Source organism: Streptomyces triticisoli (assembly GCF_003270085.1).
GTDB lineage: Bacteria > Actinomycetota > Actinomycetes > Streptomycetales > Streptomycetaceae > Streptomyces > Streptomyces triticisoli.
In genome coordinates, this window is record NZ_QFDQ01000009.1 from 1 (window position 1) to 22,845 (window position 22,845).

At 70.2% G+C, this 22,845-nt stretch carries 23 protein-coding genes and 2 pseudogenes; 13 read left to right on the forward strand and 12 right to left on the reverse strand.

What is annotated here, in order from left to right:
- Positions 1 to 1,381, forward strand: a 1,381-nt coding sequence (locus DEP02_RS01910) for a GMC family oxidoreductase (RefSeq protein WP_112465557.1), incomplete at its 5' end; no start/stop codon positions are given.
- A gap of 351 nt (positions 1,382 to 1,732) precedes the next feature.
- Positions 1,733 to 3,880: a choline BCCT transporter BetT gene (betT, locus tag DEP02_RS01915; protein WP_112465558.1), complete on the forward strand. Its 2,148-nt coding sequence runs from the start codon at positions 1,733 to 1,735 to the stop codon at positions 3,878 to 3,880.
- 52 nt (positions 3,881 to 3,932) lie between these two features.
- Here the strand turns inward: betT and DEP02_RS01920 are convergent.
- The 3 genes and pseudogenes from DEP02_RS01920 to DEP02_RS35750 form a co-directional block, all read right to left on the reverse strand.
- Positions 3,933 to 4,361: pseudogene (locus DEP02_RS01920) on the reverse strand (ATP-binding protein); the annotation flags it as partial.
- Between the two features lie 141 nt (positions 4,362 to 4,502).
- On the reverse strand, positions 4,503 to 4,853 hold the full coding sequence (locus tag DEP02_RS35745) for a zinc ribbon domain-containing protein (RefSeq protein ID WP_438947718.1): 351 nt from the start codon (positions 4,851 to 4,853) through the stop codon (positions 4,503 to 4,505).
- Complete coding sequence (locus DEP02_RS35750) at positions 4,750 to 5,169, reverse strand: hypothetical protein (RefSeq protein WP_438947719.1); 420 nt, start codon at positions 5,167 to 5,169, stop codon at positions 4,750 to 4,752. Before DEP02_RS35750 ends, DEP02_RS35745 begins: the two co-directional genes overlap by 104 nt.
- 30 nt (positions 5,170 to 5,199) lie before the next feature.
- Here DEP02_RS35750 and tnpA point away from each other — a divergent pair.
- The 5 genes and pseudogenes from tnpA to DEP02_RS01950 all read left to right on the forward strand — a co-directional run.
- Positions 5,200 to 5,514: pseudogene (gene tnpA, locus DEP02_RS01930) on the forward strand (IS200/IS605 family transposase); the annotation flags it as partial.
- Positions 5,515 to 5,676: 162 nt separating this feature from the next.
- Positions 5,677 to 6,621 (forward strand): mycothiol synthase, encoded by a 945-nt coding sequence (mshD, locus tag DEP02_RS01935; RefSeq protein WP_112465560.1) that lies wholly within the window; start codon positions 5,677 to 5,679, stop codon positions 6,619 to 6,621.
- A 236-nt stretch (positions 6,622 to 6,857) separates the two neighbouring features.
- Positions 6,858 to 9,149: an RNA degradosome polyphosphate kinase gene (locus DEP02_RS01940; RefSeq protein WP_438947716.1), complete on the forward strand. Its 2,292-nt coding sequence runs from the start codon at positions 6,858 to 6,860 to the stop codon at positions 9,147 to 9,149.
- Complete coding sequence (locus tag DEP02_RS01945; RefSeq protein WP_438947717.1) at positions 9,130 to 10,191, forward strand: CHAD domain-containing protein; 1,062 nt, start codon at positions 9,130 to 9,132, stop codon at positions 10,189 to 10,191. The genes DEP02_RS01940 and DEP02_RS01945 overlap by 20 nt, the downstream gene beginning before the upstream one ends.
- 17 nt (positions 10,192 to 10,208) lie before the next feature.
- The gene (locus DEP02_RS01950; RefSeq protein ID WP_112465563.1) at positions 10,209 to 10,643 is read left to right on the forward strand and encodes an NUDIX hydrolase; all 435 of its coding nucleotides are present in this window, start codon (positions 10,209 to 10,211) and stop codon (positions 10,641 to 10,643) included.
- Here the strand turns inward: DEP02_RS01950 and DEP02_RS01955 are convergent.
- On the reverse strand, positions 10,640 to 10,816 hold the full coding sequence (locus DEP02_RS01955) for a hypothetical protein (protein WP_157977355.1): 177 nt from the start codon (positions 10,814 to 10,816) through the stop codon (positions 10,640 to 10,642). The genes DEP02_RS01950 and DEP02_RS01955 overlap by 4 nt on opposite strands.
- 141 nt (positions 10,817 to 10,957) lie before the next feature.
- On the opposite strand from DEP02_RS01955, the gene DEP02_RS01960 reads away from it, so the two are divergent.
- Together DEP02_RS01960 and DEP02_RS33820 are read left to right on the forward strand one after the other, a co-directional pair.
- Positions 10,958 to 11,851, forward strand: coding sequence for an SCO4651 family lipoprotein (locus DEP02_RS01960; protein WP_112465565.1), 894 nt, complete (start codon positions 10,958 to 10,960; stop codon positions 11,849 to 11,851).
- 119 nt (positions 11,852 to 11,970) lie between these two features.
- The gene (locus DEP02_RS33820; protein WP_198668251.1) at positions 11,971 to 12,141 is read left to right on the forward strand and encodes a hypothetical protein; all 171 of its coding nucleotides are present in this window, start codon (positions 11,971 to 11,973) and stop codon (positions 12,139 to 12,141) included.
- Positions 12,142 to 12,144: 3 nt separating this feature from the next.
- Here DEP02_RS33820 and DEP02_RS01970 read toward each other — a convergent pair whose 3' ends face one another.
- The gene (locus DEP02_RS01970; RefSeq protein ID WP_112465567.1) at positions 12,145 to 12,504 is read right to left on the reverse strand and encodes a metal-sensitive transcriptional regulator; all 360 of its coding nucleotides are present in this window, start codon (positions 12,502 to 12,504) and stop codon (positions 12,145 to 12,147) included.
- 215 nt (positions 12,505 to 12,719) lie between these two features.
- Between DEP02_RS01970 and DEP02_RS01975 the strand changes: the two genes are divergently transcribed.
- From DEP02_RS01975 to DEP02_RS01985, 3 genes are read left to right on the forward strand one after another with little or no spacing between them, the layout of a single operon-like run.
- Positions 12,720 to 13,340, forward strand: coding sequence for a DUF47 domain-containing protein (locus DEP02_RS01975; protein ID WP_112465568.1), 621 nt, complete (start codon positions 12,720 to 12,722; stop codon positions 13,338 to 13,340).
- A gap of 7 nt (positions 13,341 to 13,347) precedes the next feature.
- Positions 13,348 to 14,346, forward strand: coding sequence for an inorganic phosphate transporter (locus DEP02_RS01980; RefSeq protein WP_112465569.1), 999 nt, complete (start codon positions 13,348 to 13,350; stop codon positions 14,344 to 14,346).
- A gap of 31 nt (positions 14,347 to 14,377) precedes the next feature.
- On the forward strand, positions 14,378 to 14,578 hold the full coding sequence (locus tag DEP02_RS01985) for a DUF5988 family protein (protein ID WP_111004070.1): 201 nt from the start codon (positions 14,378 to 14,380) through the stop codon (positions 14,576 to 14,578).
- Between the two features lie 113 nt (positions 14,579 to 14,691).
- Here the strand turns inward: DEP02_RS01985 and pstB are convergent, their stop codons facing one another.
- The 7 genes from pstB to DEP02_RS02020 form a co-directional block, all read right to left on the reverse strand.
- Positions 14,692 to 15,468 (reverse strand): phosphate ABC transporter ATP-binding protein PstB, encoded by a 777-nt coding sequence (pstB, locus tag DEP02_RS01990; protein ID WP_112465570.1) that lies wholly within the window; start codon positions 15,466 to 15,468, stop codon positions 14,692 to 14,694.
- Positions 15,469 to 15,546: 78 nt separating this feature from the next.
- Positions 15,547 to 16,599, reverse strand: a complete 1,053-nt coding sequence (gene pstA / locus DEP02_RS01995) for a phosphate ABC transporter permease PstA (RefSeq protein ID WP_112465571.1) — start codon at positions 16,597 to 16,599, stop codon at positions 15,547 to 15,549.
- Positions 16,596 to 17,642, reverse strand: coding sequence for a phosphate ABC transporter permease subunit PstC (pstC, locus tag DEP02_RS02000; protein ID WP_112465572.1), 1,047 nt, complete (start codon positions 17,640 to 17,642; stop codon positions 16,596 to 16,598). Before pstC ends, pstA begins: the two co-directional genes overlap by 4 nt.
- Before the next feature lie 103 nt (positions 17,643 to 17,745).
- Entirely contained in the window at positions 17,746 to 18,873 is a 1,128-nt protein-coding gene (gene pstS, locus DEP02_RS02005) for a phosphate ABC transporter substrate-binding protein PstS (protein WP_112465573.1), read from the reverse strand.
- Between the two features lie 463 nt (positions 18,874 to 19,336).
- Positions 19,337 to 20,050, reverse strand: a complete 714-nt coding sequence (locus DEP02_RS02010) for a phosphatase PAP2 family protein (RefSeq protein WP_112465574.1) — start codon at positions 20,048 to 20,050, stop codon at positions 19,337 to 19,339.
- A gap of 200 nt (positions 20,051 to 20,250) precedes the next feature.
- Positions 20,251 to 21,258 (reverse strand): C40 family peptidase, encoded by a 1,008-nt coding sequence (locus DEP02_RS02015; protein WP_198668250.1) that lies wholly within the window; start codon positions 21,256 to 21,258, stop codon positions 20,251 to 20,253.
- A gap of 190 nt (positions 21,259 to 21,448) precedes the next feature.
- Entirely contained in the window at positions 21,449 to 22,186 is a 738-nt protein-coding gene (locus tag DEP02_RS02020) for a trypsin-like peptidase domain-containing protein (protein WP_232838919.1), read from the reverse strand.
- Between the two features lie 345 nt (positions 22,187 to 22,531).
- On the opposite strand from DEP02_RS02020, the gene DEP02_RS02025 reads away from it, so the two are divergent.
- On the forward strand, positions 22,532 to 22,840 hold the full coding sequence (locus DEP02_RS02025; RefSeq protein WP_003991275.1) for a DUF8827 family protein: 309 nt from the start codon (positions 22,532 to 22,534) through the stop codon (positions 22,838 to 22,840).
- Positions 22,841 to 22,845 lie beyond the last annotated feature (5 nt).

Consider the following 22,845-nt stretch of genomic DNA (forward strand, 5'->3'; position numbering starts at 1 on the left):
GCTCGGCACGGAGTTCGACTACGGCTACACCACCGTCGAGCAGCCGCGCGGCAACTCCCACATCCTGCACTCACGTGCCCGCGTCCTGGGAGGCTGCTCCTCCCACAACACGCTGATCAGCTTCCTGCCGCTGCCGCAGGACCTCGACGACTGGGTGGCCCACGGCTGCACCGGCTGGGACCCGGCGACGATCCTTCCCTACCGCGACCGGCTGCTCACCCGGATCGTCCCGGTGGCCGAGGCCGACCGCAATCCCATCGCCAAGGACTTCGTCACCGCGGCCTCCCGCGCTCTCGGCGTCCCCGTCATCGACGACTTCAACGCCGAGCCCTTCGCCGAAGGTACCGGCTTCTTCTCCCTGGCCTACGAGCCGGAGGGAAACCTGCGCTCCTCCGCGTCCGTCGCCTACGTCCACCCCGTGCTGGACCGCCCCAACCTCACCCTCCTCCTGGAGACCTGGGCCCACCGGTTGCTCACCGACGAGTCGGGAAGGACGACCCGTGTCGCCGTCCGCGGCGCCGACGGCGAGCCCGCCACCGTGCGCGCCGAGCGCGAGCTCCTGCTGTGCGCCGGCGCCATCGACACCCCGCGCCTGTTGCTGCTGTCCGGCATCGGCCCGGCCGACGACCTGCGCGGCCTGGGCATCGACGTGCGGGCCGACCTGCCCGGCGTGGGGGAGAACCTGCTGGACCACCCCGAGTCCGTGATCCTCTGGGAGACCGACGGCCCGCTGCCGCCCAACTCCGCGATGGACTCCGACGCCGGCCTGTTCCTGCGCCTCGACACCGGCCAACCGCGCCCGGACCTGATGTTCCACTTCTACCAGGTGCCGTTCACCGTCAACACCGAACGCCTGGGCTACCCCGTTCCGGAGCACGGGGTGTGCATGACGCCGAACGTGCCGCGCGCCCGCTCCACCGGCCGGATGTGGCTGCGCAGCGCCGACCCCGCCGAGCATCCCGCCCTGGACTTCCGGTACTTCACCGACCCCGAGGGCTACGACGAGCGCACCGTCGTGGAGGGCCTGAAGATCGCCCGCAAGGTCGCCGCCACCGACCCCCTGAGCGGCTGGCTCGTCCGCGAGGTCGCGCCCGGCCCGGACGTCACCTCCGACGCCGCCCTGTCGGAATACGGGCGCCGCGCGGCGAACACCGTCTACCACCCGGCGGGCACCTGCCGCATGGGCGCCCCGGACGACCCGATGGCCGTCTGCGACCCCCGGCTGAGGCTGCGCGGCGTCGAGGGCGTGCGGGTCGTCGACGCGTCGGTGTTCCCGACGATGCCCACCATCAACCCCATGGTGACCGTCCTGCTCGCCGCCGAACGCGCCGCCGACCTGCTCACCGGCCGCCCCGGGCCTGCGGAGGGGGCGGGACGGTGACCCGTCGGCAGCCGTCCACGGGCGCGGACCGCTGTCGCGTCATCAAGGGCCCGGCAGCCGCCGAGCGCGGCTCGTCGCCGCCCCCTCCGACCGCCTGAGCCGCTCCACTCCTCCCGTGGTGGCCGGAGGCCGGCGTTGCCCCCCGCACCTCTGGGACCGACGATGGAGACCAGCACATCCGGCCAGTGCTGGACGGAGAACGCGGAATCACCAGGAGACCGCTTCCCCCACCGGTGCCACAGTGCGTCCGGACACCGACGGGAGGTCTCCCACGCTCCGTGCGCACGGCGGCAGCAGCCGCCTGCCGCCTCGAGCGGACGTCCTCGTCCTCGACCAAGGAGGAACACGGCCGTGTCGACTGCAGGAGGCAAGGGTGCCGGAGCAGCACCGAAGGAGTCGGTGACGGAAGCCGGGACGGCGGGCACGGGCAGGCTCAAACCCGTGGTCTTCTTCGGGTCGGCCGCGGTGATCCTCGTGATCTCGATCTGGGCGATCATCACGCCCTCCGGTGCGGAATCGGTCATCGGGGTGGCGGTCACCAGGATCTCCTCGTGGTTCGGCTGGTACTACTTCCTCGCCGCGACCCTGTACCTGGCGTTCGTCGTCTTCATCGGCGTCTCCAGGTACGGCACGATCAAGCTGGGGCCCAAGCACTCCACGCCCGACTACGGTCTCTTCACGTGGGGGGCGATGCTCTTCGCGGCGGGCATCGGCATCGACCTGATGTTCTTCTCGGTCACCGGTCCCGTCAGCCACTACCTCGCGCCGCCGGAGGGCGACCCGAGGACGACCGCGGCCGCCCGGCAGGCCGTGGTGTGGACGCTGTTCCACTACGGCATCACCGGCTGGGCCATGTACGCGCTGATGGGCATGGCGCTCGCCTACTTCTCCTTCCGGTACCGGCTGCCGCTCGCGATCCGCTCCGCGCTCTATCCGCTCATCGGCCGCCGGATCCACGGACGGATCGGTGACACCGTCGACCTGGCGGCCATCCTCGGCACCGTGTTCGGCATCTCCGTGACGCTCGGTATCGGCGTGGTGCAGCTGAACTACGGACTGAAGGTCCTCTTCGGCGTCCCGGAGGGGCTCTCCGCACAGATCGGCCTGACCGTCGTGGCGGTGCTGATGGCCATGGTGTCCGCGGTCTCCGGCGTGGACAAGGGCATCCGTCGGCTGTCGCAGCTGAACGTCCTCCTCGCCGCCCTGCTGATGCTCTACATCCTGGCCGTGGGCGAACCGTTCCGGTTGCTCAACGCCCTGGTCCAGAACGTCGGGGACTACGTCAGCCGCTTCCCGTGGATGACCCTGCACACCTTCGCCTACGAGCAGGCCAGGCCCACCGAGTGGCTGGACGCGTGGACGCTCTTCTTCTGGGCGTGGTGGATCGCCTGGGCGCCGTTCGTCGGGCTCTTCCTGGCCCGCATCTCCCGCGGCCGCACCCTGCGGGAGTTCATCGCGGCGACGCTGATCATCCCGCTCCTCTTCACCGGCCTCTTCCTGTCGGTCTTCGGCAACAGCGCCCTGTTCCTGGTGCGCGACGGGAACACCGGGTTCGGCCAGACGGCCATGAACCACCCCGAGCAGGGCTTCTACAGCCTGCTGGAACAGTATCCGGGTGCGCTGTTCAGCGCCGGGCTCGCGACGTTCGTCGGGCTGCTGCTGTACGTCACCTCCGCGGACTCCGGGGCCCTGGTCATGGGCAACCTCAGCGCGGATCTGCCCACCCCGGTGACCGACGCGACCCCGTGGCTGCGCATCTTCTGGGCGGTGGCGACAGGGCTGCTGACCCTCGCCATGCTCATCGTGGGCGGCGTGCACGCGCTCACCAACGCCACCATCATCATGGGCCTGCCCTTCTCCTTCGTCATGTTCTTGATCATGGCGGGGCTCTATCTGGCGCTGCGCACCGAACGGATGCGGGCGCAGGTGCTGACCACCACGCTGCCGTCATCGCTCTCCGGGCGTACCGCGCTGCAGGGTCCGTTGGGGGCACGGAACTGGCGGCACCGGCTGGCGCGGACGATGGCGTTCCCCGGTCGGCGGGCGGCCACCGGATTCGTCGACACCGTGTGCCGCCCCGCCTTCCAGGAGATCGTCCAGGCGCTGCGGGAACAAGGGGCGGAAGCGGAGCTCCTGGAAGGAGTCGACGAGGACACCGGCCTCCCCCACGCCGGCTTCCGAGTACCGATCGGCCCGAGCGACGAATTCATCTACCGGGTCTGGCCCGTGGAGCTGCTGACCCCCGGGTTCGCCACCAGGTCGGTCAGCACCCACGACACCTACGTGCGCTTCGAGGTCCAGCTCGCCGAGGGCAACCAGGGCTACAACGTGATGGGCTACACCAAGGAACAGCTCATCGCCGACAGCCTCGACCAGTACGAGCGGCATCTGGAGTTCCTGCGGGTGCGCCACGAGGCGGCTGCCCGGTCGGCTCTCCCCGACTACCGCCCGGACGCGCTGGAGGCACACCTGCCGGAGGATCCCCCGGCCGACTCGTGACCCGCCCGCGGGAACCACGGACCCGCCTGCTCTCCTCGTGCGACGGAGCCCGTCACGTGCCTTCCGGGGCATTCGGAGCAGGTGACACATCGGCCGAGACCTCCGCCCAGACCACTTTGCCCACGGGCCGGCGAGGTGCCCAGCCCCAGCGCACGGCCAGGACGTCCACCAGCAGCAGGCCGCGGCCCGACTCCCCGTCGGGGTGGGAGGAGGGCGCGGTCGCCGGTGGCCGTTTGGCCGAGGCGGCGTCCGCCACCTCGATGCGGATCACGTCGGCCGTCGCGTCCAGGGCGAGGCTCAGCGCGAAGTCGTGGCCGGGCACCCGGCCGTGCCGCACGGCGTTCGCCGCCAGCTCACCGACGACGAGCGCCACCGTGCACGACGCGTCCGACTCCGGCGAATGCCCCCACTCCTCCACGCACCGCACGGCAGCGCGCCGGACCAGCCGTGCGCCCCGGGGTGTGGAGGCGAACTGTGCCGCAAAGTGCGGGCGTTGGGCGCCACGCCTTCTCCCGAGGTGGTCGTTCCTGTCAGCACGGCCGGTCCACCCTTCGTGCACGAGCAATTACGTTTCGCACTCAAGCGTCGGCATACGGCCCTACTCTCGAAAGGAGGCGCAGCCTTACCTTTCAGCTCTTGACGTGCTCCCCGCCCTGAAGGGCGGGGATTCCTGCCTGGGTCGTCCGACCCTTCCGGGGCTTCCTGCTTCACCGCGCTGTGCGGGCACGTGTGCCCGTCTTACCGGCGCTCCACAGGCGTTTGGCGTCTCCGCCCGTCCGGCGGCGACGATTCGGCGTCCTTCGAACAGGACGTTGCGGGCTGCGTTGTGGTCGCGGTCGTGCACGGTGCCGCACTCGCCGCACGTCCACTCACGGACGTGCAAGGGCTTGGGGCCGTCCCGGAAGCCGCAGGCCGAGCAGACTTGCGAGGAGGGGAAGGCCCGGCCCACCTTGGCGAAGGTGCGCCCGTGCAGAGCCGCCTTGTACTGAAGCATGGCCACGAACGCGGACCATCCCGCGTCGTGCACGGACTTGGCGAGCCGGGTGCGGCCCAGGCCGGACACCGCGAGGTCCCGACTGCCGGGTGTCCTTCTTCGACTTGTAGCGGGGCGGGCCCACCTTGCGGCCCTGCCGCTTGCCCTTGAGGCTGTCGAAGAAGTTCTGGTAGGCGGCATCCAGGTCCCGCAGGGACTGCTGCAGGACGACCGCCGACACCTCGGCGAGCCAGGCGCGCTCCTCGGTGCGCTTGGCCTGGGTGATGCGCAGCCGGGACAGGTCCGCTGATTTCACGTACGGCAGCCCGGCCGCGTGCGCTTCCTTTCGGTCGCGACGCGCTGCGAAGAGATCATGCGCAAGGTGTGCGAGGACTTCGAGGCGGAGCTGAAGGAGTTCAACGGCGAGAAGGATCACGTGCACCTGCTGGTGCACTACCCGCCCAAGGTCGCCGTCTCCAGGCTGGTCAACTCCCTCAAGGGTGTCTCCGCTCGCCGGATACGGCAGGAGTTCACCGGCCGGGTCAACCAAGCCATCATGCACGGGCATCTGTGGTCGCCCTCGTACCTCTCCGCCTCGTGCGGCGGAGCGCCATTGTCGATCATCCGCACCTACATCGAGCAGCAACAACGGCCGCTGTGACCTACGGGCCAGGGCAGTCCAGAGATGCGTTCATCCCCGGCGTGAACGCCGGGGCTTTCTGCAAGAGTCCCGGTAACGGGCAGGCGGCCCTGGACCAGGCCGGAAGCCGGGCGTAGGTGAACGGCCCGGACGTGACAGTGCGGGCAAGTTAGTCTCGTACCCATGACCAGCGACGACCCCGCAGCGATCACCCGCTCCCTCGAGACCCGTTCCGAGCTCTCGCCGGACGAGGCCGAAGCCGTGCTCGGGCTGTTGGCGGCGGCTGCTCGCCATGACGGGCAGCAGGCGGTGTCCGAGCAGGGGCGGTTGCAGTTGCGTGGGGGTGCCCGGCCGGGCGTGTCGCACCTGCTGCTGAGCGTCGACGGGGAGCTGGTCGGGTACGCGCAGCTGGAGGACACCGACCCGGTGGAGGCGCCGGCCGCCGAGCTGGTCGTGCATCCGGCACACCGCGGGTACGGGCACGGGCGGGCGCTGGGTACGGCGCTGCTCGCCGCCTCGGGCAAGCGGCTGCGGGTGTGGGCGCACGGCGGGCACTCCGCCGCCCGGCATCTCGCGCAGGGCCTCGGGCTGACCCTGTTCCGCGAACTGCGGCAGATGCGGCGGCCGTTGACGGGCTTCGAGCTGCCGGAGCCGGCGCTGCCCGAGGGGGTGACGGTACGGACCTTCGTGCCGGGGCAGGACGACGCCGCCTGGCTCGCCGTGAACGCGGAGGCGTTCGCCCACCACCCCGAGCAGGGCTCCCTCACCCAGCAGGACCTCGACGACCGCAAGGCCGAACCGTGGTTCGACCCGCGGGGGTTCTTCCTCGCCGAGCGCGAGAGCGAGCGCGAGAACGGGCGCGACGGACGGCTGGTCGGCTTCCACTGGACCAAGGTCCACCAGGAGGAGCGGCTGGGCGAGGTGTACGTCCTCGGGGTCCGCCCCGGCACCCAGGGCGGCGGCCTCGGCAAGGCCCTCGCCCTGATCGGCCTGCGCCACCTGGCCGCCGAGGGCCTGCCGACCGCGATGCTCTACGTCGACGCCGACAACAAGGCGGCCGTCTCGGTCTACGAGCGGCTGGGCTTCACGACGTACGAGACCGACCTCATGTACCGCACGGAAACCTGACCTCCGACGGCCCGACCCCCGACGGACGCCGACGGACGCCGGTGATCCCCGCGGGCCGCCTCCCGGTGTCCCGCACGTCATGTCTCCGTAACCGTTGATTCAGACAGGCTTGCGACGCTCGGCCAATGAAGCCTGCCGTGCCCGAGCCCGCGCCGCCCCCCAAGGGGCGCGCCGTCGTGCTCCCGCCCGTGCTCTCCGACGCGACTGTCCCGCGCCACGCGCGGAAGAATGGGGACATGAGCCAGCAAGACGCCCAGGCAGCGCAGCCGCACCACCCGTTCTCCGCGACCTTCGTGGGGGGCCCGGCGGGCCACGGCCCCCTGCAGAACCCGCAGCCTTCCGTGGGCTCCATCGCCGCGCACCGCCCGCCCACCGTGGCGACCGCGGTCTCCGGCCTGGCACCGGACATCGACGCCGACCTCGACGGCTACGTGGAGTCACGAGTCGAGGGCGAACAGTTGCCGCAGGGCCGCTTCCTGGACCGGGAACGCAGCTGGCTCGCCTTCAACGAGCGGGTCCTGGAACTCGCCGAGGACCCGGACACCCCCCTGCTGGAGCGGGCGAACTTCCTCGCGATCTTCGCCAGCAACCTGGACGAGTTCTTCATGGTCCGGGTCGCCGGCCTCAAACGCCGTATCGCCACCGGAGTCGCCACCCGGTCCGCCTCCGGGCTGCAGCCGCGCGAGGTGCTGGAGATGATCTGGGCGCGCTCGCGCGAGCTCATGGCCCGGCACGCCGCCTGCTACCACGAGGACGTCGCCCCCGCCCTCGCGGAGGAGGGCATCCACCTGGTCCGCTGGAGCGAGCTCACGGAGAAGGAGCAGGCCCGCCTGTTCACGCTCTTCAGGCACCGCATCTTCCCCGTGCTGACCCCGCTGGCCGTCGACCCCGCGCACCCCTTCCCGTACATCTCCGGCCTGTCCCTGAACCTGGCCGTCGTCGTACGCAACCCGGTCACCGGCCACCGCCACTTCGCCCGCGTCAAGGTGCCGCCGCTGCTGAACCGCTTCCTGGAGAGCTCCCCGGGCCGCTACGTCCCTCTGGAGGACGTCATCGCCGCCCACCTGGAGGAGCTGTTCCCGGGCATGGAGGTCCTGGAGCACCACACCTTCCGGCTCACCCGCAACGAGGACCTGGAAGTCGAGGAGGACGACGCCGAGAACCTGCTCCAGGCCCTGGAGAAGGAGCTCATGCGGCGCCGCTTCGGGCCGCCGGTGCGCCTGGAGGTCGAGGAGTCCATCGACCGGGAGGTGCTCGACCTGCTGGTACGCGAGCTGAAGATCTCCGAGGCCGAGGTGTACCCGCTGCCCGGCCCGCTCGACCTCACCGGCCTGTTCCGCATCCACAGCCTGGACCGGCCCGAGCTGAAGTACCCGAAGTTCGTCGCCGGCACCCACCGCGACCTGGCGGAGGTGGAGTCCGCCTCGCCGCCCGACATATTCACGGCCCTGCGCAGCCGGGACGTGCTGCTGCACCACCCCTACGACTCCTTCTCCACCTCCGTCCAGGCCTTCCTGGAGCAGGCCGCCGCCGACCCGGACGTCCTCGCCATCAAGCAGACCCTGTACCGGACCTCGGGCGACTCCCCCATCGTCGACGCGCTCATCGACGCCGCCGAGTCCGGCAAGCAGGTCCTCGTCCTGGTCGAGATCAAGGCCCGTTTCGACGAGCACGCCAACATCAAGTGGGCGCGCAAGCTGGAGGAGGCCGGCTGCCACGTCGTCTACGGCCTGGTCGGGCTGAAGACCCACTGCAAGCTGTCCCTGGTGGTGCGTCAGGAGGGCGACGACACGCTACGGCGCTACAGCCATGTCGGCACCGGCAACTACCACCCCAAGACCGCCCGCCTCTACGAGGACCTCGGCCTGCTCACCGCCGACCCGCAGGTCGGCGCCGACCTCTCCGACCTGTTCAACCGCCTCTCCGGCTACTCCCGCCGCGAGACCTACCGGCGGCTGCTCGTCGCCCCCAAGTCCCTGCGCGACGGGCTTGTCTCGCGGATCGAGAAGGAGGCCCAGCACCACCGAGCCGGGCGCCCCGCCTTCATCCGCATCAAGGTCAACTCGATGGTCGACGAGGCGGTCGTCGACGCCCTCTACGGCGCGTCCCGGGCGGGGGTGCCGGTCGACGTGTGGGTGCGCGGTATCTGCGCCCTGCGCCCCGGCGTGCCCGGCCTGTCGGAGAACATCCGCGTCCGCTCGATCCTCGGCCGCTTCCTGGAGCACTCCCGCGTCTTCGTCTTCGGCAACGGCGGGGAGCCCGAGGTGTGGATCGGCAGCGCCGACATGATGCACCGCAACCTCGACCGCCGTATCGAGGCCCTGGTCCGGGTCACCGACCCGGCCCACCGGGCAGCCCTCAACCGGCTGCTGGAGACCGGCATGTCCGACACCACCTCCTCCTGGCACCTCGGCCCGGACGGCGACTGGACCCGGCACGCGACCGACCCGGACGGCCTGCCCCTGCGCAACATCCAGGAGATGCTCATAGACGCCCGGAGGCGCCGGCGTGGCACAGCGACACCCTGACCACCCGACGGACCCGGCGGCCCCCGCGGACCCGGTGGACCCCACGAACCCCGCGGGCCCCATGGCCGGAGTTGTCCCCGCCGAAGCCCTCGCGGGCTATCTGCGCGCCTGGGCCACGGAGTTCCTCCGCGCGCTGCGGCTGCACCGCGAGAGCGGCGGCGGCGCGGGGAACGGCACCCAGGAGTCCGACGACGCGGCGTACGCCCTGCGCCGCTCCGCCCGCCGGATCAGCGGCAGCCTGCACACCTTCCGCCCCCTGCTGGAGGAGACCTGGTCGGAGGAACTGCGCCCGGAACTGGCCTGGCTCTCCGGCACCCTGGCCCGTGAGCACGCCTACCAGGCCCGCCTGGAACGGCTGTTGCTGGCCCTGGACAGGCTGTCGCCCCGACAAGCCGCGGGCGGTCGTGGCGCGGACCGCGGCAGCCTCACCGTGGGCGCGGCCAAAGCGGCCGCCCTGCTCGACCGCCAGTTGACCCTCGCCCGCACCCGGGCCCACTCGACGGCCCTCCAGGCCCTGGGCTCCTCCCGCTTCCACGCCGTGGCGGACAAGGTCGCCGTACTCGCCAGCGACGTCCCCCTCACCCCCACCGCCGCCACCACGGACCTGATCCCCCTGGCCACCGCCGCCGAGGAACGCTTGAAGGACGCCGTCGCCGCGCTCCCCCTCGTCACCGCCGGCAGCCCCTACAACGCGGAGGCCCTGACCCACGGCCTGTCCCCGGACCCGTCCCCCCACCCGCAGGACGCCCCCTGGCACCAGGTCCGCCTGCTGCTGCGCCTGCACCGCTACGCCCGTGAGGTCGTGCATGGTCCGGACACACCCGTGGACGTACGCCTGCTCGCCGCCGGACAGGCCCTCGACCGGCACCGCGACGCCTCGGAGGCGGCGGCCGCGGCGGCAGCGGCGGCCCGCACCCCGCGCATCGCCCCGGCGACGGCGTACGCGCTCGGCGTGCTCCACGCCGACCAGCGGCACGAGGTGGAGGCGGCCAGGTTCGCCTTCCAGCAGTCGTGGCAGAAGCAGACCGTCGGCGCCAACTGACAGGTGGTGAGAGACCGTTGACTTCCCCGAACGACACACCCGTCCTGGCGGCCGGCTGCGTGCTGTGGCGCCGCTCACCGTCGGCCGGCACCCTCGAAGTCTGCCTGGTGCACCGGCCGAAGTACGACGACTGGTCCCACCCCAAGGGCAAGCTCGACCCCGGCGAGGACCCGCTCGCGGGCGCCCTGCGCGAGGTCGCGGAGGAGACGGGCCACAGCGCCGTCCCCGGCGCCGAGCTGAGCACGGTGACGTACATGGCGGACGGCCGGCCCAAACAGGTGCGCTACTGGGCCGCCGAGGCCACCGCGGGCAGCTTCACGCCCACCAAGGAGGTGGACCGCATCCTGTGGCTCCCCCCGGCCGCGGCCCGTACCCGGCTGACCCGGTTCAGCGACCGCGAACTGCTCGACGAGCTGACCGACGAACCACCGACGACCGCCCACCCCACCTAGTGCGTGCCGCGCGCGTGTCCCTCCGCGTCCGTGCGGGCCAGGCTGCGGGCTCTGCGGGCGGGGCCGCGCCAGCCGCAGGTGCAGCGGGCCAGGCAGAAGCGGCCCTGTTCGACGGTCGTCGCGCCGTGCCGGCGGGCCTCCAAGGTGGGGGCAAGCCCCTCATAGTGCGCCACGACGACGAACGTACCCATGCCAGGTGAACGGCAAGTTACGCCCACCTGTCGCTCCCGTGGGCGCGTGACGGGGCCACCTACTCGTCGTTAACCGGACGACAGGGGCCCGTGACGGACACAGCGGCTGGGGGTAGACAGGCGATGACGGAGCGGCAGCGGCTGGGAGTCGCCCCCGTGCGAGTGAGGGCGGGTGGCGCGGTCCTCGCGGCGGGGCTCCTGGTCTGCACGTGTGCCACGGGATGCGCCGGCGGCAACGCCGCCGCCGAGGACGCGCGCGCCCCCGCCGATCCGGTGCGGACCCTGCGCCGGGCGCCGGACGTGCTGCTGGAGGCGGGCAGCGCGCGGACCCGTACGTCGATGGAGATGGCCGCCGGCGGGACCCGTGTGACGATCCGCGGCGAGGGGGCCTACGACTTCCGCGGGCAGCGCGGGCGGCTGACACTGGTGCTGCCGCAGGACCCCACCGGGGCCGCCGAGCACGTGCCGATCACCGAACTCCTCGCGCCCGGCGCCCTGTTCATGAAGAACCGGGGGGCCGGCGTGCCCGCCGACAAGTGGGTGCGGATCGACACGGCCACGCTCGTCGACGGCAACCTGGTCACCGGCGGCGCCACCGACCCGTACACCGCCGCCGAAGTCCTGCGCGGCACGCGCACGGCGGCGTTCGTCGGCAGGACCGAGGTCGCCGGGGTCGCGGTACGGCACTACCGGGGCACCGCCGATCTGGCCCTGGCCGCGAAGAGCGCCTCGGCGGCCGGTGGGACGGCGGTCCAGGCGACGCTGAGGGCGGCGGCGAAAGGGTTCGCCACGGCCACGGTTCCGTTCGACGTCTACCTCGACGACCAGGGACGCGTCCGGAAGATCCGCCAGCGCTTCGCCTTCGTCAACGGGCAGCGGAGCAGCCGCACCGTGGCCGTCCACTCGACCACGGTGCTGTACGCCTTCGGGACCCCGGTGACCGTGACGCTGCCGCGGGCGCAGGACATCTACACCGGCCGGATCGCCGAGAAGCAGACGCAAAACGGCCAGGAATGACCGGCGGACTAGCCCTTCCGTGCCATGCGCGGCGCGTGGACCGCTCCCTACCCTGGGAAGCCGGCAACGGCAGACCGGCGCATTGGCGGACCGGCAACGGCGGAGAAGAGGTGATGCACGTGGCTCCGGTTCGCATCAGGGCGGTTCAGGACCACGTGGCCCTCGCCGAGATAGAGCTGTGCGGAGACCTGATCATCGCGGCCTCGGCGGCAGAGGAGCGGCTCAGTCCGGAGAGCATCGACGAGGTGCTGCGGGTGGCCGAGGAACGCGATGCCGGCAGCGGCAGGTGAGCCTCACGTCCGCAGCAGCCGCCCGATCGCCTTCGTGGCCTCCTCCACCTTCGCGTCGATCTCCGCGCCGCCCTTGAGGGCCGCGTCGGCGACGCAGTGCCGCAGGTGTTCCTCCAGCAACTGCAGGGCGAAGGACTGCAGGGCCTTGGTGGAGGCGGACACCTGGGTGAGTATGTCGATGCAGTAGACGTCCTCGTCGACCATCCGCTGCAGCCCGCGGACCTGGCCCTCGATCCGGCGCAGCCGCTTGACGTGCTCGTCCTTCTGCTTGTGGTAACCGTGCGTGACGGTCTCGTGCCCGCTGCCCGCCTGGAGCCCGCTGCTTCCGGAGGGCGCCGGCGCGCCGGCCTCGGTGGTCGTCATCGCGTCCTCCCTTTCGGACCGTATGGAACAGAAACACAAAGACATACCCCTGCCGGGTATATCGTAACGAACTTCGCGGGGCACCAGAACCTTTGGCATGCCCCCGTGCGGAGCACCATGCCCGATGGGCGACACTGGGGACGGCCCCTTAGCCGTGGCCGGATGATGCCCTTAGCATCACCCTGACCGAAACCAAAGGACCCTGAGGACCCCACGTGCGCTTTCGTCTGACCCCCAGGGAGACGAGCTTCTACGACATGTTCGCCGCGTCCGCGGACAACATCGTCACGGGCTCGAAACTCCTGATGGAACTGCTCGGAGCGGACGGTCCCGCCCGGGTCGAGATCGCAGAGCGTATGCGGGCCGCGGAACACGCAGGCGACGACGCCACCCACGCGATCTTCCACCAGCTGAACTCCTCCTTCATCACGCCCTTCGACCGCGAGGACATCTATGCCCTCGCCTCCTCCCTCGACGACATCATGGACTTCATGGAGGAGGCCGTCGACCTGGTCGTCCTCTACAACGTCGAGGAACTGCCCAAGGGCATAGAACAGCAGATCGAGGTCCTGGCCAGAGCCGCGGAGCTGACGGCCGAGGCCATGCCGCACCTGCGGACCATGGAGAACCTCACCGAGTACTGGATCGAGGTGAACCGCCTGGAGAACCAGGCGGACCAGATCCACCGCAAGCTCCTCGCGCACCTGTTCAACGGCAAGTACGACGCCATCGAGGTGCTCAAGCTCAAGCAGATCGTGGACGTACTGGAAGAGGCCGCGGACGCCTTCGAGCACGTGGCGAACACCGTGGAGACCATCGCGGTCAAGGAGTCCTGAGGCGTCGATGGACACCTTCGCGCTGATCCTGACCATCATGGTCGCCCTCGGCTTCGCCTACACCAACGGCTTCCACGACTCGGCCAACGCCATCGCGACATCGGTGTCGACCCGCGCGCTCACCCCACGGGCCGCCCTGTTGATGGCCGCGGTGATGAACCTCCTCGGCGCCTTCCTGGGCAGCGGGGTCGCCAAGACCGTCAGTGAGGGTCTGATCCAGACCCCCGAGGGCGGCAAGGGGATGGCCATCCTCTTCTCGGCCCTGCTCGGGGCCATCGTCTGGAACCTGATCACCTGGTACTTCGGCCTGCCCTCGTCCTCCTCGCACGCCCTGTTCGGCGGCATGGTCGGCGCGGCACTGGCGGGCGGTACGACGGTGTACTGGTCCGGCGTACTGGACAAGATCGTCACCCCGATGTTCCTGTCGCCGATCATCGGCCTGATCGCCGGCTACCTGGTGATGACGGCGATCATGTGGATCTTCCGCCGGGCCAACCCGCACAAGGCCAAGCGCGGCTTCCGCATAGCGCAGACGGTGTCCGCGGCCGGCATGGCGCTCGGGCACGGTCTGCAGGACGCCCAGAAGACCATGGGTGTGGTGGTGATGGCGCTGGTCATCGCCGACGTGGAGGACTACGGCGACCCGATCCCGGTGTGGGTGAAGCTGGCCTCCGCCCTCATGCTGTCACTGGGCACCTACGCGGGCGGCTGGCGCATCATGCGCACCCTGGGCCGCAAGATCATCGAACTGGACCCGCCGCAGGGCTTCGCCGCCGAGACGACCGGCGCGTCGATCATGTTCGCCACGGCGTACCTCTTCAAGGCGCCGATCTCCACCACCCATGTGATCACCTCGGCGATCATGGGCGTGGGCGCGACGAAGCGGGTGAACGCGGTCCGCTGGGGCGTGGCGAAGAACATCGTGCTCGGCTGGTTCATCACCATGCCGGCCGCGGCGCTCGTGGCCGGTTGCGCCTTCTGGCTGATCCACCTGGCGTTCCTGTAGCCGCCGGGCCCGGTGTGGCGACACTGGAAGTATGACTGGCAAGGCACTCCTCGAAGGCGGGCCGGAGGACCTCGCGGGCACCGTTGTGCCGGTGGTCCCTCCGGGACAGGAACTGAAGATCCCGCACCTCGGGGGATACGAGCACTACAAGGTCACCTCGCGCCACGAGGACAGCAAGGAGGGACAGGTCACCGTCTACCGGTGGTGGGAACGCACCGAAGTCGCCGAGTGAACTCCGCCCGACAAAACGCGGGCCCGCCCCCGGAAGCCGGAGGCGGGCCCTTATGCGTCCTCACGGTGGCACCGCCATGCAGCACCGCGAGGGGTCCGGACACCGGCCGCGAGTCAGCCGAAGCGGCCCGAGATGTAGTCCTCGGTCGCCTGCACGGACGGGTTGGAGAAGATCCGCTCGGTGTCGTCGAGCTCGACCAGCCGGCCCGGCTGCCCCATCCCGGCCAGGTTGAAGAAGGCCGTACGGTCCGAGACGCGCGCCGCCTGCTGCATGTTGTGCGTCACGATGACGATCGTGAACTGTTCCTTCAGCTTGCCCATCAGGTCCTCGATGGCGAGGGTCGAGATCGGGTCCAGGGCGGAGCAGGGCTCGTCCATGAGCAGCACCTTCGGCTCGACCGCGATGGCGCGGGCGATGCACAGCCGCTGCTGCTGACCGCCGGACAGGCCGGCGCCCGGCTTGTTCAGCCGGTCCTTGACCTCGTTCCAGAGGTTGGCTCCCCTGAGCGACTTCTCGACGATGTCGGCGAGCTCGCTCTTCTTGTAGTTGCCGTTCAGCCGCAGGCCCGCCGCCACATTGTCGAAGATCGACATGGTGGGGAACGGGTTCGGCCGCTGGAAGACCATCCCCACCTCGCGGCGCACGGCCACCGGGTCCACCCCGGCGCCGTACAGGTCCTCGGAGTCCAGCAGCACCTTGCCCTCGACCCGGCCGCCCGGGGTGACCTCGTGCATACGGTTGAGCGTGCGCAGGAACGTCGACTTGCCGCAGCCGGAGGGGCCGATGAACGCCGTCACCGAGCGCGGCTCGACCGTCATCGAGATGTCCTCGATCGCCTTGTGGGCACCGTAGTAGGCGGTGAGCCCGCTCACGTCTATTCGCTTGGCCATGACTACTTCTTCACTTCCAGTCTTCGGTCGCTGTTGGTCGCGGTCAGCGACCGGCCACGCGGCGGTAGCCGCACATTGTCAGCGTGGGGCCTTCCAGCGGGCGATGCCGCGGGCCCCCAGGTTGAGGATCATCACGAAGGCGATCAGGGTGAGCGAGGCCGCCCACGCACGGTCGTACGCCGCGCCGGAGCCCGCGCTGTTGGCGTACTGCTGGTAGATGTACAGCGGCAGCGAGGCCTGCGCCCCCTCGAAGGGGTTGTTGTTGATGAAGGGGTTGCCGAACACCAGCAGCAGCACGGGAGCGGTCTCACCGGCGATCCGGGCGACGGACAGCACGATGCCGGTGGTGATGCCGCCGATCGAGGTCGGCAGGACCACCTTCAGGATCGTCCGCCACTTCGGCACGCCCAGGGCGAGGGACGCCTCACGCAGCTCGTTCGGCACGAGCTTGAGCATCTCCTCCGTGGAGCGGACCACGACCGGCATCATCAGGATGGCCAGGGCCAGCGAACCGGCGAAGCCGAAGGGCTGCAGCTTGAAGATCAGCATCAGGCTGAGGATGAACAGGCCCGCGACGATCGACGGGATGCCGGTCATCACGTCGACGAAGAAGGTGATGGCCTGCGCCAGCCTGCCGCGCCCGTACTCCACCAGGTAGATCGCGGTGAGCACACCGATCGGCGCGCCGATCAGGGTGGCGAGGCCGACCTGCTGCAGGGTGCCGATGATGGCGTGGTAGATGCCGCCGCCCGGCTCGGTGTCGGCGACCACGCCCATCGAGTGGGTCAGGAAGTAGACGTCCAGGACCTTCACGCCGCGCTGGGCGGTGGTCCAGACCAGGGAGACCAGCGGCACCACGGCGAGCAGGAAGGCGACCCAGACGAGGCTGGTGGCGACCCGGTCCTTGGCCTGCCGCCGGCCCTCGACGCGGGCGGAGATGCCGTACGTGCCGAGGATGAAGAGGATCCCCGCGATCAGCCCCCACTGGATACGGCTGTGCAGGCCGCCGAGCGTGCCGATGAGGATCGCCAGGGCGAGCGAGCCGAGGGCGATGGCGTACGGGGACCACTTGGGCAGGCTCGCGCCGCGCAGGCTGCTCGAGCGCTTGTCGGCGATGGCTGCGGTGCTCATGCGTTGGCCCCCGAGTACTCCTTGCGGCGGGCGATGATCAGGCGGGCCGCGCCGTTGACCAGCAGGGTGATGACGAACAGGACCAGACCGGAGGCGATCAGCGCGTCACGGCCGAACTCCGTCGCCTCGCTGAACTTGCTGGCGATGTTCTGGGCGAAGGTGCCGCCGCCCGGGTCGAGCAGGCTGGCCTTGATGAGGAAGCTCGGGGAGAGCACGGTGGCGACCGCCATCGTCTCGCCGAGCGCACGGCCGAGACCGAGCATCGAGGCGGAGATCACTCCGGAGCGGCCGAAGGGCAGCACCGACATGCGGATGACCTCCCAGCGCGTGGCGCCGAGGGCCAGGGCCGCCTCCTCGTGCATGCGCGGCACCTGGCGGAAGACCTCGCGGCTGACGTTGGTGATGATCGGCAGGATCATGATCGCCAGCAGGATGCCGACGGTGAGCATCGAGCGGGGGGCGCCGCCCTCCCAGGAGAAGACGCCGGTCCAGCCGAGGTAGTCGTTGAGCCAGCCGAACAGGCCGTTCATGTGCGGAACGAGGATCAGCGCGCCCCACAGGCCGTACACGATGGACGGCACGGCGGCGAGCAGGTCGATCACATAGGAGATGGGACCGCTCAGCCGGCGCGGCGCGTAGTGCGTGAGGAAGAGCGCGATGGCGACCGCGACGGGGACCGCGACGACCATGGCGATGATCGAGGAGACCACCGTGCCGAAGGCCAGCACGGCGATGCCGAAGACCGGCTGCTGCTGGTTGGTGTTCCACTCGAAGGTGGTCAGGAAGTTGCCGTGGTCCTGGCTGATGGCCAGGGACGCGCGGTAGGTGAGGAAGACCGCGATCGCGGCCATGGTCAGCAGCAGCAGGATGCCGGCCCCCCGGGAGAGGCCGAGGAAGATCCGGTCTCCGGGGCGGGTGGTGCCGCGGGCTGCGCCACGGGCGGCGCCACGGGCGGCGTGCTTGCGCTGGGTCGTGCGGGTCGCGGCCGGCTGTGGAGTGGGCGCGGGAGCGCCCGCGTGCGTCTTGTGCGTGGATATGTCCATCGAGTTCTCCGGTCTGCGGAGCCGTACGCGTCGTACGGCTCCTGGCGGCGGTGCACCGGACAGTGCGACCCGGGCCCCGCGGGGGGACCGGGCCGCACGGGGATCAGCTCAGGCCTTCGATGGTGGTGCGGACCTTGCCGATGATCTCGTCGGGCATCGGGGCGTAGTCGTTCTGGGCGAGCAGGCTCTGGCCGTCCTCACTGGCGATGTAGTTCAGGAACGCCTTGGTGGCCGGCAGGGTGTCGCTCTTGTTGCCCTTGTCGCAGACGATCTCGTACGTGACCAGGACCATCGGGTAGGCGCCCTCGGCCTTGGTCTTGTAGTTCAGATCCAGCGCCAGGTCCTTGCCGGTGCCGACGACCTTGGCGTCCGCGATGGCCTTGGAGGCGTTCTCGACGGTGGCCTTGACCGGGTCGGAGGCGCCCGTGTCGATGGCGACCGTGGACATGTCCTTGGCGTACGACAGCTCGAAGTAACCGATGGCGCCGTTGGTCTGCTTCACCTGCTGGGCCAGACCGGAGGACTGCGGAGCGGCCTGGCCGCCCTGGGCCTGCCAGGCCTTGCCGCCGGAGTACTTCCAGTCGTTCGGCGCGGCGGCCTTCAGGTACTTGGTGAAGTTGTCGGTGGTGCCGGACTCGTCCGAGCGGTGGAAGGCCTGGATCTTGAGGCTGGGCAGCTTGGCGTCGGGGTTGAGCTTCTTGATCGCCGGGTCGTCCCAGCTCTTGATCCTGCTGTCGAAGATCTTGGCCAGGGTCGGAGCGTCCAGGACCAGGTCGTCGACTCCGGGGAGGTTGTAGCCGACCGCGATCGGGCCGCCGACCATCGGCAGGTCGATGGCCTGGCCGCCGGTGCAGATCTTCTGGGAGGCGGTGACCTCCTCGGGCTTCAGCGCGGAGTCGGAGCCGGCGAAGGCGACCTGTCCCTGGGTGAACGCCGTGATGCCGGCGCCGGAGCCGCCGCCCTTGTAGTTGATCTGCACACCACAGGCCTGGCTGAACTGCTTCACCCAGGCGTCGATCGCGTTCTTCTGCGCCGAGGAGCCGTCCGCGAGCAGCTGCTGGCCCTTGACGTCGTCACACTTGATGGAGCTGTTGGAGGCACTGGTGCTGCCGCCGCCGGCATTGCTCCTCTCGCCGGTGTCGTCAGAACCGCACGCCGTGAGGGCCAGGGCGCCGGAGACGGCGAGAGCGCCGAGAGCGAGTGCCCGCCGGTTCTTGCGCTGAAGCTTCACTTGAGTTCCTTCCAGGAGCCGCCGTCCTGATCGGCGGCGTGCGAAGTGTGGGCGACGCCGATGCGCCGAGATGCGCATCAGCACCGAACAAGACCGAAGTTAGGCAGAACAGGTGAAGCCGCCGATGGCCGGAAGTGAACGAGGGGTGAACCCCTGCCGAAAGTGCGGTGAGGTCACGGAATGCTCACGGGAAGAACACGTGGAGGTTCCGACATCCACGCCGAAGCAGCTACACAACTGCACGCGGTCGTACCGCCGTAGCTGCGGGCAGTCTCGTGCCTCCCCCAGTGCTGAACGCGGGGGACCTCCAGGGCGATGGGGGTCCCCCTGCTCGAGCGCAGCCGAGAGCTTGGGGGAGGGTGGGATGGGGGGGTACCCCCTGCTCGAAGAGCTTGGGGGAGGCACCCCGCAAGCGCGGGCAAGCAGACCCGTCCCCGCGCCGGCCGCAGCCCAGGACCACCTGTCAAGCAGCCAGGTCCCGGTCCTCCGCCGGCAACGGCTCCTCGGCACCCCGGCGGCCGACCTCCCCCGCCTCGTCCCGCCCCGCCCGAACCCCCCGCGCGGACACCAGCCACCCGCCCCACGCCGACCCCTCGACCGCTCTCAGCAGCGGCGTGAGCAGCGCCATGGCGAGCGGAGACAGCAGCAGCGCGACAGCCGTGCCCAGCGCGAGCCCGCCCACGACGTCCGTCGGATAGTGCACGCCCATGTACACCCGGCAGAACCCTTCGAGCAGCGCCAGCCCTATGCCCACCAGCCCGAACCGCCGGTTGGCGACGAACAGCGCGACCCCCATCGCCATGGTGATCGCCGCATGGTCGCTCACGAACGAGTAGTCGGTCTTCCCGGACACCAGGACCTCCAGCCCCTGATGGTCCAGGAACGGCCGGGGCCGCTGCACGAACCCCCGTATCGGCACGTTCACCAGCACCGCGAGGCCCGCCGCGAGCGGCACCCACACCAGCGCGGCGACGGACGACGCCGCCTCCGCGCCGCCCCGGCGCCGCACGGACCACCAGCACCACACCACGAGCAGCACCATGGCGAGCAGCAGCCCGTACTCACCGACGTACTCCATGATCCGGTCGAACCAGCGCGGCGCGTCCTTGGCCAGGCCGTTGATGTCGTAGAGCAGGTCGACGTCGGGGTTCGCCCCGGATTCGGCGAGTCCAGCCATGACGCTGCGGCCCCTTCGTCGTATCGTTCCGGGCGCACCCCGTGTGCACCCCTCCTGGCCACCCCCGTGGTTGCAGATCCGCTACGCCATCAGCAACGCACGACCCCGATCGATACGTTCCGCACTCCACCGAATGATCACGCAGACGTTATCGAAGAGAGACTCATCGCCGCAGCTCAGGGGGCAGGTTCACAGGCGGTTCACACGGAGGTGGGGAGTGCTTTCGCGCCATCCTCGGTGACCCTGGTGGCCCCGAAGTAGTCCGGCGTGTCGATGGGGTCGAACCGGATCACCGCACCCGGCCTCGGCGCGTTGATCATGTACCCGCCGCCGACGTAGATGCCCACGTGCCGGATGGCCCGTGAATCGGTCGGGTCGTCGGAGAAGAACACCAGATCGCCCGGCAGCAGCTCGTCCCGCTCGGGGTGCGGACCGGCGTTGTACTGGTCGTTGGCGACCCGCGGCAGGGTGATCCCCACACTCTCGTACGCCGCCTTGGTCAGCCCCGAGCAGTCGAACCGTCCGCCCTGGTCGGCGGTGCCGTTCCCACCCCACAGATAGGGCGTGCCGAGCTTGCTCTGCGCATAGGAGATGGCCGCGGCGGCCTGCTTGGAGGGGTCGACGCGCCTGACGGGCGCGGCGAAGCTCTTCTCCAGGGTCGTGATGGTCTTCACGTAGTTCCGGGTCTCCGCGTACGGCGGCACGCCCCGGTACTTGATGACGGCGTACGCGCCCGCGTTGTAGGCCGCGAGCATGTTGTGCGTCGGGTTCCCGGGCACGTCCTTGACGTACCGGGCGAGTTCGCAGTCGTAGGACGCGGCCGACGGAATCGCGTCGTCCGGGTCCCAGACGTCGCGCTTGCCGTCACCGTTGCCGTCGATGCCGTGCGTGGCCCAGGTGCCCGGGATGAACTGGGCGATCCCCTGCGCCGCGGCGGGGCTCTGGGCGTTCGGGTTGAACCCGCTCTCCTGGTACAGCTGGGCGGCCAGCAGCGCGGGGTTGATGGCGGGGCAGAGATTGCCCCACTTCTGCACGAGGGAGTGGTACGCGGCCGGCACCGCGCCCCTGGCGAGTCCCACGGATCCGCCGCCCACCCCGCCCGCGAGGTTCCCGGCGACGACGTACACGCCGACGACGAGCAGCGCGACGAAGCTGAACGAGGTGCCGACGGCGATGATCGCAACGATCCATGCCTTACGCACCGTCAACCGCCCCTCGACGCCCGGGAGTCCGCCGCCGACAGTTTAGGGGCGCCCACTGCGCTTTGGGAGTGATCACACACAGGGCGCAGGGCAGCACGGCGGCCCCCCTCCGTGCGACCCCGCCCCGGACCGGGTACGGGTCGGCCGGTCAGCGGGTCAGCGGGTCAGCGGGTCAGCGGGTCAGCGGGTCAGCGGGTCAACGACCAACCACCGCGTCCTTGTAGAGCTTCGCCGCCGCGGCCCCGAAGACCACGCTGTACGACGTGTCCGCCGTCGCACCCCCCTGCTCGTGCCCGCCGAGCACCCCGACGACCTGCTGGTCACCGCCGACCCACGGGCTGCCGCTGGTGCCGCCGGTGAACTCAGGGCAGTCGATGCGCTGCTGACCACCGCTGTGGGCGTGCGGCCTGTTGGTGCAGCTGATGGGCGCCTCGCGCACGTCCGGATAGCCGGTGACGGTGACCACGGCCGCCCCGGTCGCCGCCCCCGTGACGAAGCGGTTGGCGCCGACGGCGTCCTCGACGCCCTTGCCGCCCTGCGGGGCGAGCACGGCGAAAGCCATGTCGCTGCCCTCGTCCTGGCCCTTGACCCAGCCGTCGGGCAGGAAACGCCTCTTGACCTTCCACACGCCGTACGGCGCCCGCCCGTCCCGGTAGCCCGGCACGAACACCAGGTCGCCGCCGCCGCTCAGACAGTGGGCGGCGGTCAGGATCAGGTCCCGGTTCGGGCTGTGCACCACGGAGGCCGTGCAGAAGTGGTTGCCCGTGAGGTCACCGGCCTTGTCCGCACCGGCCAGCACCCCGACCCGGGCGCTCTGCGGGGACTTCGGAGCCACGGCGGTCACCCCCAGCGGGCCGGGCCCGTCGTCGGCCGCCGCGACGGAGGCCGAGGTGACGGCCAGCAGCGCCAGAACGGTGAACACGGTGCGTTTCACCGGGCCCACCGTACTGGGCACCACCGCCCCGCGCCCGCCCACGCCGAACGGACAGCGGGACCGCGGCCCGTCGTCGTGAGACCATCGGAACGGCCACACACCCGACTGGCCGTCAAAAACCATGGTGGACAGCGGAGAACGTCAACGACGGAACCACACGACAGGTTCCGCTCGGACTTCATTGCCCGGCGTGACCTGCCGTGATACACAGAGTGACAATGCGTACCAAACTCATAAGTCAATAGCGCCAAGTCGACATCGCCGGCGTGATTGTCGGCGAGAATGAGCCTGACCTCTGCGCGAGGACAGGGGACATGGAACTACCCAACAGGGGCGGTGACTTACATGCTCTTTGCGGCCGACAAGGGAGACATCAACACCATCATCGGCGGGATCGCTCCGGACTGGGGCCCCTTCGGCAGCCTGGGCAACGAGGCCAAGGTGATGATCGAGGTGGTGATGGCCGTCGCCATTCTGCTCTGCCTCGGCATCGCCATCTGGGGCGCCGCCAAGCAGCGCATCGGCGCCACGGCCCTGCGCGACACGTTCAGCGCCGAACAGGGCAAGGGGCTGATCATCGCCGGTCTGACAGGGGTGTTCATCATCGGCTCGCTCGGCACGCTCTTCACCATCGTGTACGGCATGGCCGTGTAACCGGC